General features: G+C 60.2%; 11 protein-coding genes and 2 tRNA genes. 7 read left to right on the plus strand and 6 right to left on the minus strand.

Annotated elements, in window-relative coordinates:
- The 4 genes from AC1DZE_RS02305 to AC1DZE_RS02320 all read left to right on the plus strand — a co-directional run bounded on the left by AC1DZE_RS02305 (window position 1) and on the right by AC1DZE_RS02320 (window position 4,184).
- Window positions 1–918 (plus strand): YicC/YloC family endoribonuclease, encoded by a 918-nt coding sequence (locus tag AC1DZE_RS02305; protein WP_477668271.1) that lies wholly within the window; start codon window positions 1–3, stop codon window positions 916–918.
- Between the two features lie 43 nt (window positions 919–961).
- Window positions 962–1,582, plus strand: coding sequence for a guanylate kinase (gene gmk / locus AC1DZE_RS02310; protein ID WP_477651217.1), 621 nt, complete (start codon window positions 962–964; stop codon window positions 1,580–1,582).
- A 42-nt stretch (window positions 1,583–1,624) separates the two neighbouring features.
- A complete protein-coding gene (gene rpoZ / locus AC1DZE_RS02315; RefSeq protein ID WP_011482283.1) occupies window positions 1,625–1,828 on the plus strand; it encodes a DNA-directed RNA polymerase subunit omega in 204 nt (67 codons plus the stop codon).
- Between the two features lie 109 nt (window positions 1,829–1,937).
- Window positions 1,938–4,184 carry a RelA/SpoT family protein gene (locus tag AC1DZE_RS02320; protein ID WP_477667766.1) on the plus strand — a complete coding sequence of 749 codons (2,247 nt, stop codon included), beginning with the start codon at window positions 1,938–1,940 and terminating at the stop codon, window positions 4,182–4,184.
- Here AC1DZE_RS02320 and greB read toward each other — a convergent pair.
- From greB to hrcA, 5 genes are all read right to left on the minus strand, one after another.
- Complete coding sequence (gene greB, locus AC1DZE_RS02325) at window positions 4,181–4,747, minus strand: transcription elongation factor GreB (RefSeq protein ID WP_477668272.1); 567 nt, start codon at window positions 4,745–4,747, stop codon at window positions 4,181–4,183. The two genes, AC1DZE_RS02320 and greB, sit on opposite strands and share 4 nt — an antisense overlap.
- Window positions 4,748–4,791: 44 nt before the next feature.
- Window positions 4,792–5,046: a hypothetical protein gene (locus AC1DZE_RS02330; protein WP_457282185.1), complete on the minus strand. Its 255-nt coding sequence runs from the start codon at window positions 5,044–5,046 to the stop codon at window positions 4,792–4,794.
- 194 nt (window positions 5,047–5,240) lie between these two features.
- Window positions 5,241–5,317, minus strand: a tRNA-Arg gene (locus AC1DZE_RS02335).
- A 27-nt stretch (window positions 5,318–5,344) separates the two neighbouring features.
- Window positions 5,345–5,421: transfer RNA gene (locus AC1DZE_RS02340), tRNA-Ile, on the minus strand.
- 24 nt (window positions 5,422–5,445) lie between these two features.
- Window positions 5,446–6,465: a heat-inducible transcriptional repressor HrcA gene (gene hrcA, locus AC1DZE_RS02345; RefSeq protein WP_477668273.1), complete on the minus strand. Its 1,020-nt coding sequence runs from the start codon at window positions 6,463–6,465 to the stop codon at window positions 5,446–5,448.
- A 49-nt stretch (window positions 6,466–6,514) separates the two neighbouring features.
- Here hrcA and AC1DZE_RS02350 point away from each other — a divergent pair, with 49 nt between their 5' ends.
- The 3 genes from AC1DZE_RS02350 to rapZ are packed head-to-tail and all read left to right on the plus strand — an operon-like array spanning window position 6,515 to window position 9,918.
- On the plus strand, window positions 6,515–7,390 hold the full coding sequence (locus AC1DZE_RS02350; RefSeq protein WP_477666678.1) for an NAD kinase: 876 nt from the start codon (window positions 6,515–6,517) through the stop codon (window positions 7,388–7,390).
- A gap of 18 nt (window positions 7,391–7,408) precedes the next feature.
- On the plus strand, window positions 7,409–9,052 hold the full coding sequence (gene recN, locus AC1DZE_RS02355) for a DNA repair protein RecN (protein WP_477668274.1): 1,644 nt from the start codon (window positions 7,409–7,411) through the stop codon (window positions 9,050–9,052).
- Entirely contained in the window at window positions 9,052–9,918 is an 867-nt protein-coding gene (gene rapZ / locus AC1DZE_RS02360) for an RNase adapter RapZ (protein ID WP_477668275.1), read from the plus strand. Before recN ends, rapZ begins: the two co-directional genes overlap by 1 nt.
- 49 nt (window positions 9,919–9,967) lie before the next feature.
- Here the strand turns inward: rapZ and mutY are convergent, their stop codons facing one another.
- Window positions 9,968–11,047, minus strand: coding sequence for an A/G-specific adenine glycosylase (gene mutY / locus AC1DZE_RS02365; protein ID WP_477699742.1), 1,080 nt, complete (start codon window positions 11,045–11,047; stop codon window positions 9,968–9,970).
- Between the last annotated feature and the right edge of the window lie 32 nt (window positions 11,048–11,079).

Raw genomic sequence — 11,079 nt, forward strand, 5'->3', positions numbered from 1 at the left:
ATGTCAGTTTACAGCATGACGGGTTATGCAGCCGTGCAATCGAGCATGGCGCAATCCGCCCCGGAAACTGAATCGGGCGCGGATGCCAGCTCCCGTCTGGGCGTCGAAATACGCTCCGTCAACAGCCGGTTTCTTGATTTGGCGTTTCGCCTGCCCGACGAATTGAGGCAGGCCGAGCCCGCATTGCGCGAATTGCTCACCGGCAAGCTCAAGCGCGGCAAGGTAGAAGTGCGGGTTTCGCTGGAAAGTACCTCGGCCGGCACCCTGCGCGCGCCATCTTCGGCAACCTTGCAACGGCTCGGATCGCTGGAGGACAGCATCAAATCCTGGCTGCCGCAGGCACCCGCACTCAGCGTGGCAGATATTCTGCGGATCGCCACCAATGAGGACAAAAAACCACATGACTACAGCGATGAGCTGCTCAAGCTGGCCAAAAAGGCCTTGAAAGAGCTGATGGCGGCCCGCGAACGCGAAGGCGCCCGGCTGGCCGACATGCTGCTTGACCGCACGGGACAGCTGCGTGCGCTAGCAGCGCTGGCGGTACCCATGGTGCCCAAACTGGTTGAGCAACAGAAAACCCGCTTCCTGGAACGCTGGAAAGAAGCCATGGCGCTGTCGGACGGCGCCACGCTGCCGGAAGTTGCACAGGACCGGGCGCTGACAGAGGCCACAGCCTTTGCCATCCGCATTGACGTCGCGGAAGAAATCACCCGCCTCTCCTCGCACCTGGATGAAATTGACCGCCTTCTGGCAAACGGCGGGGAACTGGGCAAGCGCCTGGATTTCCTGATCCAGGAGCTGCACCGCGAAGCCAATACACTGGGCTCCAAATCGGCGTCCCTCGAGCTGACACGCATTTCTGTCGACATGAAAGTGCTGATAGAGCAGATCCGTGAGCAGGTCCAGAACGTCGAATAGCCCCGCCCCTAGCCTAAAACACCGAAATCACCGCCCAGGACGCATGGACTACCCCGGAAACCTCTTTGTTGTAGCCGCCCCCAGCGGGGCCGGCAAATCCAGCCTGGTCAAAGCCCTTCTTGAACTGGATTCACGCATCCAGCCCGCAGTGTCACACACCACACGCCCTCCGCGCGGCCAGGAAAAGCACGGCAGGGAGTACTTTTTTCTCTCGCCCGAGGACTTTGACGGCATGGTGCTGCGCGACTCCTTCCTGGAATGGGCACATGTACACGGCCACCGCTACGGCACCTCGCGGCAGACCATTGAGGAGCGAATCGCCACCGGCGCCGACGTGATTCTGGAAATAGACTTTCAGGGCGCGATCAACATCAAACGGATTTTTGCCAATGCGGTGCTGATTTTCATACTCCCGCCAAGCTGGGAAGAGTTGCGCTCGCGCCTGCAGCGGCGTGGCGAAGACAGTGCCGAAGTCATCGAATTGCGGCTCAAAAACGCGGCCACCGAGATGGCCCAGGCCCGGGAATTCGACTTCGTTATAATTAACGAGTTATTTGAGCGGGCAGTTTTCGACCTGAAAACCATTGTGCATGCCCAACGGCTCAAGTTTTCGGCCCAGCGGCGAGCCCGCGCCGAAACCTTCCAGGCCCTTCAAATTCCCTGATTTCACCCGCTTTCCCCGTTATCGATCACACCGGAGATCACCATGGCCCGCATTACCGTTGAAGACTGCCTCGAAAAAATCCCGAACCGCTTCCAGCTGGTTCTGGCTGCCACCTACCGTGCACGCATGCTCAGCCAGGGGCACGCCGCCAAGATTGAAAGCAAGAACAAGCCTGGCGTCACCGCCCTGCGCGAGATCGCAGAAGGCAAGATTGGCCTCGAAATGCTGAAAAAAGTGCCCTCCTGAGTCAAATCCGGCACCGAAAAAAAGCACCGCAATGCGGTGCTTTTTGCATTTATGGCCTCATAAAGTCCATTTTTTTCATGATTTATTCATGCCGCGATACATTTAAGGCATGAGCGCCATGCTTTCGCCTGTTGTTTCGAGCAAGTCGACCCCCGCCGCCGCGAACGCAGCAGCGGCAAGCTTTGCTGCGCTCACGGCGAAACTCGACTACATGAGCGCTGCCGACATTGACAATGTCCGCCGCGCCTATCGCTTTGCCGATGAGGCCCATCTGGGCCAGCTGCGCAACAGCGGCGAACCCTATATCACCCACCCTATCGCCGTCGCGCAACAATGCGCCGAGTGGAAGCTGGATGCACAGGCGCTCATGGCCGCCCTGCTGCATGACGCCATTGAAGACTGCGGCGTCACCAAGCCCGAGCTGATCGAGCGTTTCGGCGCGCCGGTGGCTGAACTGGTGGACGGGCTGACCAAACTCGAAAAGCTGGAATTCAACACCCGGGAAGAAAACCAGGCTGAGTCTTTCCGCAAGATGCTGCTGGCCATGGCACGCGACGTGCGGGTCATCCTGATCAAGCTGGCTGACCGGACGCACAACATGCGCACGCTGGGCGATGTCCCGCGCGCCAAATGGACCCGAATCTCGCGCGAAACCCTGGACATTTACGCGCCCATCGCCCACCGCCTGGGCCTGAACACGACCTACCGGGAATTGCAGGACCTTTCCTTCCAGCACCTGCACCCCTGGCGCTACGCCACCTTGACCAAGGCGTTGCAGAAGGCCCGCGGCCGCCGGCGCGACGTGATCAAGCGGGTGCAGGGAGAGGTCGAATCGGCCTTTACCGGCGCCCATGTGCCGGTGATGATCTCGGGACGAGAAAAGACGCTGTATTCCATCTACCGCAAGATGGATGAAAAGCACCTTTCGTTTGCCCAGGTGACCGATCTCTATGGGTTTCGAGTGATCGTGAAAGACCTGACGGCCTGCTACACAGCCATGGGGGTGTTGCACCAGCTCTACAAGCCCCTGCCCGGAAAGTTCAAGGACTACATCGCAATCCCGAAGATCAACGGTTACCAGTCTCTGCACACCACGCTGGTTGGCCCCTTCGGTACCAACATCGAGTTCCAGATGCGCACCGAAGCCATGCATGTGGTGGCGGAATCCGGGGTCGCGGCGCACTGGCTCTACAAGGCCACCGACCCGGATGGCGACGCTTCGCAGCGGCTGGGGACACAGTGGCTGCAATCGCTGCTCGACATCCAGCAGGAAACACGCGATGCGGCCGAGTTCTGGGATCACGTCAAGATTGACCTGTTTCCCGAGGCGGTCTATGTGTTCACGCCGAAAAGCCAGATCATGGCCATGCCGCGCGGCGCGACCATCGTGGACTTTGCTTACGCCATTCACAGTGACGTGGGGCACCGGGCCGTGGCGGCCAAAGTCAACGGCGAGCAGGTGCCACTTCGCTCAGAGCTGCATAACGGCGACGTGATCGAAATCATCACGGCGTCGGTCTCCAGCCCCAACCCCGGCTGGCTGGGATTTGTACGCACGGGGAAAGCCCGCTCCAAAATACGCCACCACCTGAAAACCATGGCGCTGTCCGAGTCGCAAGACCTGGGCGAAAAAATGCTCGCGCAGGCGCTGCGTGCCGAGGGCATCGAACGCGAACGCCTCCCCGACGACGATGAAGCCCACCACGCCACCTGGGAAAAGATCCTGCGTTTTACCGGCAACCGGTCACGTGCCGATCTGCTAACCGACATCGGGCTGGGCAAACGGATCGCCAGCATGGTGGCCAAGCGCATCGTCACCCTGCTTGCCGAAACCGGTGAAAAACCCAATGCCCTGCTCATGAGCCGTGAGCGCTACACCGCCCATGAGTCTGTGTCGCAAGGCGCGCTGGTGATCGATGGGAGTGAAGGCGCCTCCGTGCAGTTTGCCCCCTGTTGCCGCCCGATTCCTGGCGACGGCATCGTGGGCTACCTGGGCCGCGGTGAAGGTCTGGTGATACATACTGATGACTGCGCTGTCGCCAAGCGACTGCAGCACCGTGACAGCGAGCGTTTTATCGCCGTGGACTGGTCCGACGAGCCTGTGCGGACGTTTGAAACAAACCTCTTGGTCACCGTCTCCAATGGGAAAGGGGTCCTGGCGCGAGTGGCGGCTGCATTGGCCAGTGCCGAGGCGGACATTACCCATGTCGACATGGGCCAGGAGCCTTCGCATGACGCCACGGACCTGCGCTTCGGCGTGGCCGTGCGCGACCGCATCCACCTGGCTTCCGCCTTGCGCAGCGTGAAGCGCACACCTTCCGTACTGCGGGTGCAACGCGCCAAATCGTCCGGCTAATCCGCTGTCGATTTGTCCGGTGCGGGATAGTCCACTTTCAGTACCTCGAGCGCCTGTACACCCTGCGGAGTCATGAGACTTACTTCATCGCCAACACGCGATTTGAGCAGCGCTCTGGCGACAGGTGATATCCAGCTGATTTGTCCTTGGGCGCTGTTGGCTTCGTCAATGCCGAGAATGGTCACGACTCGCTCGACTCCTTCGCCATCGGCGTAGGCAACTGTCGCGCCGAAAAAAACCTGGTCGCTACCGTGGTGCACCGACGGGTTGCTGATTTCCGCAATTTCCAGTCTCTGCGTCAAAAACCGGATTCGCCGGTCGATTTCCCGCAGCCGCTTTTTGCCGTAGTGGTAGTCGCCGTTCTCGGAGCGGTCTCCATTGCTGGCAGCCCAATGAACGATTTCCACCATTTTGGGACGTTCGCTGTCGATCAGGTCCAGAAGTTCGCTGCGCAGGTGTTCATAGCCCTGTGGTGTGATGTAGTTTTTGCCGCCTGCAGGCAGGGGTGCGAGCGTCGGCTCGTCGTCCTCCGGCTCGGTTTCTTTGGTAAAGGCTTTGTTCATGCTCCGGCCACCATAGCATTCATGGCTGCCGGCCGTGAATGCACCTAAAAATCTTCCATTTTCAGCACGAGGGGATTTTCAGGCGTGTAGCTCACACCCGCCACGACCAGATCAGCGGCCCGGGCGTGAATCATTTCAGCATCCTGTTCATACGCTTTTTTCAGGGAGTCCGGCCCAGGCACGGCGCCGAAGAACTCCTCCATCGCCTCGCGCGAAATCCTGACGGGAATGGTGCTGCCCGCGTACGACAAGCCAAAACTGAGCCACTCGCCGTGGTCCTCGACATTCAGTGATCCCATGTTTCTCCTCCGGAATTAGGCTTCCAGAATAGCGGAGCTCTTGTTGGACGTACAGCCCGTCCGGCGCCGCCCAGTCCCAGGAAAACCACTATCGCGATGGCAACGGTATGAAAAAGGACCCCAAAAGCGGCCCCCCGGAAAGAAAAATAGCCTAGAGGGATGAGCCTCTAAGCTATTGAAATCACTTAAGAAAGTGGTGCGGCTGGCAGGAATTGAACCCACGACCCCTTGGTTCGTAGCCAAGTACTCTATCCAACTGAGCTACAGCCGCTAAGCCTCAAATTATAGCTTATTTAAATGGTAGGGCGTGAGTGACTTGAACACTCGACCAAAGGATTATGAGTCCTCTGCTCTAACCAACTGAGCTAACGCCCCACTCAAGGGATCGATTGTAAGGGCCTACTTGCTATGGCTAAGCGCGGTGCTCACCAGCTTGGAGGTGATGTCGACAATTTGGATCATTTTTTCGTAAGGCATACGCATGGGCCCTATCACGCCCAGGGTTCCCACGACCTGTCCGTCGACTTCATAAGGGGCTGTCACCACAGACAGTTCCTGATACGGAATCACCTGGCTTTCGCCGCCGATGTAAATCCGGACTCCCTCGGCGCGGCTCGAAACATCGAGGAGCCGCATAAGTTGCGCCTTTTGCTCGAAGAGATCAAAAAGCTTGCGCAGGTTACCCATGTCACCGGAAAAGTCGCTGACGGCCAGCAGATTGCGTTCGCCGGAAATAACCACCTCGTCGCGCGACTCGATGGCCTCCGAGCTGACCTTGACCGCCGCCTGCATCAACGTGGCGATTTCACCGCGAAGGGCTTCCACCTCGTTCTTCAGGCGCTCTCTTACCTCTTCAATCGCCATGCCAGCGTAATGTGAATTGAGGAAATTGGCCGCTTCAACCAATTGGGACTGCGTGTAGTCCGCTTCGGTGAAGATGACCCGGTTTTGCACATCGCCGTCAGGCGAGACGATGATCACAAGAAAGCGTTTTTCGGACAGGCGCAGGAACTCGATATGGCGAAATACCGACGTCCGGCGTGGCGCCATGACGACACCCACGAATTGCGACAGGCTCGACAGCATGTGCGCCGCATTGCTGAGCACTTTTTGGGGTTGATCAGGTGCCAGTCGCGGCGCACCGATATGGCCCGACGACGACAAGGGGTCGCGCTGGGTGGTCAACATCGTGTCCACAAAGAGCCGGTAACCCCGCGCGGTAGGAATGCGCCCTGCCGAGGTGTGCGGGCTGACAATCAGGCCAAGCTCCTCGAGGTCGCTCATCACATTGCGTATGGTGGCCGGAGACAGTTCAAGGCCGGAAGCTTTCGAGAGCGTGCGCGAACCTACCGGCTGTCCATCGGCAATGTAGCGTTCAACGAGTGCTTTCAGCAGCAATCGGGCACGATCATCAAGCATGGTGCCATTCTACGAAGCTTCGGTTGCCATGTTGTGATGTAATTTGCCGATGAAGTCGCAATTTCGCCATGTCGCATTGATCGGCAAGTACCACGCACAAGGTTCCCGGTCAGCACTGGAGGAGATCGCACACTTCCTGGGCACCCAGGGTTGCGAGGTGGCGATCGAGCAGGACACCGCCAGCAACACCGGCCTGACCCGGTTCCCCACCCTTGACGCAGCCGGCATCGGCGCCCAATGCGACCTCGCCCTCGTCGTGGGGGGGGACGGCACCATGCTGGGTATAGGCCGGCTGCTGGCCCAATTCGGCATCCCCCTGGTGGGCATCAATCAGGGCAGGCTGGGGTTCATCACTGACATCGCCTTTGAGGACTACCAGAACACACTCATTCCCATGTTGCGTGGCGAGTATGAAGAAGATCGACGCTGGATGATGCAGGCCGAGGTCGTGCGTGACGGCAGGTGCGTCTTCAGCGCCACCGCCATGAACGACGTTGTCGTGAACCGCGGAGCGACCGCCGGCATGGTGGAACTCCGTGTGGAGGTGGATGGCCGCTTTGTGGCAAACCAGCGCGCAGATGGCCTGATCATCGCCTCGCCGACCGGCTCCACGGCCTATGCTCTTTCAGCGGGCGGGCCCTTGCTGCACCCATCGATTGCCGGCTGGGTGTTGGCGCCGATTGCACCGCATACCTTGTCCAACAGGCCCATTGTGCTGTCGGACTCGGGCGAAATTACCATTGAAATCGTCTCTGGCCGCGACGCCAGCGCCAACTTCGACATGCAGTCGCTGGCAAGTCTGTTGCATGGCGACCGCATCACCGTCAGGCGCTCCGAACACCAAATGCGTTTCCTGCACCCCAAAGGCTGGAGCTATTTCGACACGCTTCGGAGAAAGCTGCACTGGAACGAAGGCGTGGCCTGACCGGCCAGGATTCAAGTTATGAGCCTCAAAACCATATCGCTTCGCGACTTCGTCATCGTCCACAGGCTTGAGCTGGATTTGTCCGGCGGCTTTTCGGTGCTCACCGGTGAAACCGGTGCGGGCAAATCCATCCTGATTGACGCACTGCAGCTTGCTTTGGGCGCCCGAGCCGATGCCGGCGTAGTTCGCGAAGGCGCCGCACGCTGCGAAATCAGCGCAGAGTTTGACAGCCCCGCCGGCCTGGCCCCCTGGCTGGAACAAGCCGGCTTCGACAGCAGCGAAACCCTGCTGCTCAGGCGCACGATAGACGCGCAAGGTAAAAGCCGCGCCTGGATCAATGGCAGCGCGGCAACAGCCACCCAGCTCAAGGACATCGCCGACCAGCTGGTGGACATCCACGGCCAGCATGCGTGGCAAAGCCTGACCCGCCCCGACGCGGTACGCGGCTTGCTCGACTCCTATGCGGAAGTCTCTACCGGCGAGTTGTCACGCCTCTGGCAGCAATGGCGGCTCTCCCAGAAAACATTGAACGACGCGCACGAAGCGCAAGACAGCCTGCAGCGCGAACGCGAGCGGCTGGCGTGGCAAATCGGTGAACTCGACAAGCTGGCGCCCGGGGCCGCCGAATGGGACGAACTGAATGCTCAACATGGGCGGTTATCCAATGCGCAGGCACTGCGCGATGCCGTACAGGCCGCCGTCGACGCATTGCAGGAGTCCGACGAGAACGCCACCGCACTGCTGGGACGAGCCATTGCATCGTTGCAAGGCCAGGAACACATCGAACCCGAGTTCAAGGGCATCCTTGAGGTGTTAAATGGCGCTCTGGCCCAGATGGAAGATGCGGTGCATTCGCTCAACGGCTACGCACGGCACGCCGAGCTGGAACCCCAACGGCTGGCCGAACTCGACGAACGTCTTTCGCTGTGGGTCAGCCTGGCACGGCGTTACAAACGCACCCCGGTCGAACTGCCTGAATTGCTGGCCTCCTGGCGGGCTGAGCTGCACAAACTCGACGAAGCCGCCGATCTGGTTCAATTGGAAAAAAATGAAAACCAGGCACGGTCAGCCTACCTGGATGAAGCCAGCCAGGTGTCGAAGGCGCGCAGCAAAGCTGCCCCAAAACTCGCCAAAGCCATTACCCAGGCCATGCAGGGCCTCGGCATGCAGGGCGGAAAATTCGACGTGGCGCTCAACAAACTGGAGCAACCGGCCCAGCACGGGCTGGAGCAAGCCGAGTTCCTGGTAGCGGGCCATGCCGGCAGCACACCTCGCCCCGTGGGCAAGGTCGCCTCCGGCGGCGAGTTGTCGCGCATCGCGCTGGCCATCGCCGTCACCACCAGCCAGTTGGGGCAGGCGCAAACACTCATATTTGACGAGGTTGATTCGGGCGTGGGGGGGGCCGTGGCCGAAACCGTCGGACGGCTGATGAAACAGCTGGGCAAGGACCGACAGGTCATGGCTGTCACCCATCTGCCGCAGGTGGCAGCCTGTGCCGATCAGCACCTTGTAGTTGCCAAGCGAGCCGAAAACGGCACCACCCTCAGCACCGTAGACCATGTCAACGGGGAACAGCGCGTAGCTGAGATTGCCCGCATGCTGGGCGGCGAGCGGCTTTCCGGCACCACGCTGGCCCACGCCAAGGAAATGCTGGGACAGTGATGGCAGCACTGGAAATGGTTCTTATCACCGGCATGTCGGGTTCCGGAAAATCGGTTGCCCTGCATGCACTGGAAGACGCCGGTTATTACTGCGTGGACAACCTTCCACCGGAATTGCTGACGCCCTTCGTCGCACTGGAGCAGCAGCACGGCGCCCAAAAAGTTGCCATTGCCATGGACGTGCGAAGCGCAGTCTCGCTTCCCCTGGTACCCCAGCAATTGCGGCAGTTGCGCGCTTCCGGCGTGGCGGTGCAATCCCTCTTCCTGGATGCAAACACGGAAACTCTCGTGCGCCGCTTTTCCGAAACGCGCAGGCTTCACCCTCTGTCGCGCATTGACGCCTCCGACCAGCACCGGGCGTTGGTAGACGCCATAGAGCTGGAGCGGGAGTTGCTGGGTGAGATGCGCGAGCAGGCCCACGTGCTCGACACCAGCATGATCCGCTCATCACAGCTGCAAGGCTATGTGAAGTCGCTGATCTCCGCTCCCAGCACCCAGCTCACGCTGGTGTTCGAGTCCTTTGCCTTCAAGCGGGGCGTGCCGCTGGACGCGGATTACGTGTTTGACGTTCGCATGCTGCCCAACCCACACTATGAATCGGGCCTGCGCCACCTGACCGGGCTTGATGAGGCCGTGGCGAGCTATCTCAAGGCCCACACGGAAGTGGGCGACATGTTCCGTCATATCGAGCAGTTTCTCGGTCATTGGCTGCATGCGCTGGTACGTGACCACCGGAGTTATGTGACCGTGGCCATCGGCTGCACCGGCGGCCAACACCGATCCGTCTACCTTGTCGAGGAATTGGCCGCAGCTTTTGGCCAGCAGTGGCGAACGCTGAAGCGGCATCGCGAGCTCGACGCCGTTTGAGTCCAGATAAGGCTGGGCACGGCCTCATCTTCCAGTACAGCGGGCAGGCCTAAGCGTCCCGTTCCAGCAGTTTGCGTATGGGCGCGGGCAGCCCCAGTGCAGGCCATTCGGCGGGGCCGAACCACGCACCGGGCCGTTCATCTGAAACCAAAGACCTGGGCATGGTTTGCCCGGCCCGAAAACCTGCGATCCATGGCGACAGGTGCAAGTCCTTGTGTGTCAGCACGTGGACAAAACCTGGCAGTGGATCGAGCCTTTCCCGCAAGGAAGACGGCAAATCCGCAGTCAGCGCCTCATCACTCTCAAAAACTGGCAGGCAATAAAGCCCACCCCAGATTCCCCGGCCGGGGCGCTTTTCAAGCCAGACCGAGCCATCAGGCTTCTGCGCCCACAGCAAACTCAGCGCCTGCGCACTGCGCTTGAGCTTTCGTGTCTTCACGGGATACCTGCCGGGATCGCCGGCGGCAAAACCGCGGCACAGGTTTTGTACGGGGCATAACAGGCACTGGGGCTGGCGGCCCATGCAAATCGTGGCACCAAGATCCATCAGTCCCTGCGTATAGCGCGGCATGGTTTCGGGCAGGTCCTGCTCAGGCAGCAGCTCTGCAGCCGTGTCCCAAAGCGCCCGTTCATTGGCACTTTGAGCCAGATCAGCAGAAAAACCCAGCACCCGCGTTAGCACCCGTTTGACGTTGCCATCCAGAATCGCAACACGTTCGCCAAAACAAAACGAGGCGATGGCCGCGGCGGTTGAACGGCCTATGCCTGGCAGAGTCTGGAGCTGCTCGGCCGTCTCCGGGAATCGCCCGGCATGCAATGCCATGACGTCCTGAGCGCAGCGGTGCAGATTGCGCGCGCGACTGTAATAACCCAGCCCGCTCCACAAGCCCAGCACCTCGTCTTCGCCAGCCACAGCCAGCTCCTTGACCGTCGGGAAGCGCAGGAGAAATCGCGCGTAATAGTCCAGAACCGTTGCGACCTGGGTTTGCTGCAACATGATTTCAGACAGCCAAACGCGGTAAGGATCACGCGTGTTCTGCCAGGGAAGGCTGTTGCGTCCGTGGGAAGCCTGCCAGCGCACAATTTCCCCGGCAAATCCGGGCAACTGGCATGAGGCCGTTTGCTTCACAGCAACCGCTTTCCGCCCCGCAGGTGTCTTGG

The organism is Polaromonas sp. P1_F1 (assembly GCF_056405795.1).

What these genes read in the sequence shown, in the direction of transcription:
- greB (WP_477668272.1), bottom strand. Translation starts at nt 4,747, where the DNA reads ATGAACAAAGCCTTTACCAAAGAAACCGAGCCGGAGGACGACGAGCCG.
- AC1DZE_RS02330 (WP_457282185.1), bottom strand. Translation starts at nt 5,046, where the DNA reads ATGGGATCACTGAATGTCGAGGACCACGGCGAGTGGCTCAGTTTTGGC.
- rapZ (WP_477668275.1), top strand. Translation starts at nt 9,052, where the DNA reads ATGGCAGCACTGGAAATGGTTCTTATCACCGGCATGTCGGGTTCCGGA.
- gmk (WP_477651217.1), top strand. Translation starts at nt 962, where the DNA reads ATGGACTACCCCGGAAACCTCTTTGTTGTAGCCGCCCCCAGCGGGGCC.
- recN (WP_477668274.1), top strand. Translation starts at nt 7,409, where the DNA reads ATGAGCCTCAAAACCATATCGCTTCGCGACTTCGTCATCGTCCACAGG.
- AC1DZE_RS02305 (WP_477668271.1), top strand. Translation starts at nt 1, where the DNA reads ATGTCAGTTTACAGCATGACGGGTTATGCAGCCGTGCAATCGAGCATG.
- AC1DZE_RS02320 (WP_477667766.1), top strand. Translation starts at nt 1,938, where the DNA reads ATGAGCGCCATGCTTTCGCCTGTTGTTTCGAGCAAGTCGACCCCCGCC.
- hrcA (WP_477668273.1), bottom strand. Translation starts at nt 6,465, where the DNA reads ATGCTTGATGATCGTGCCCGATTGCTGCTGAAAGCACTCGTTGAACGC.
- AC1DZE_RS02350 (WP_477666678.1), top strand. Translation starts at nt 6,515, where the DNA reads ATGAAGTCGCAATTTCGCCATGTCGCATTGATCGGCAAGTACCACGCA.
- rpoZ (WP_011482283.1), top strand. Translation starts at nt 1,625, where the DNA reads ATGGCCCGCATTACCGTTGAAGACTGCCTCGAAAAAATCCCGAACCGC.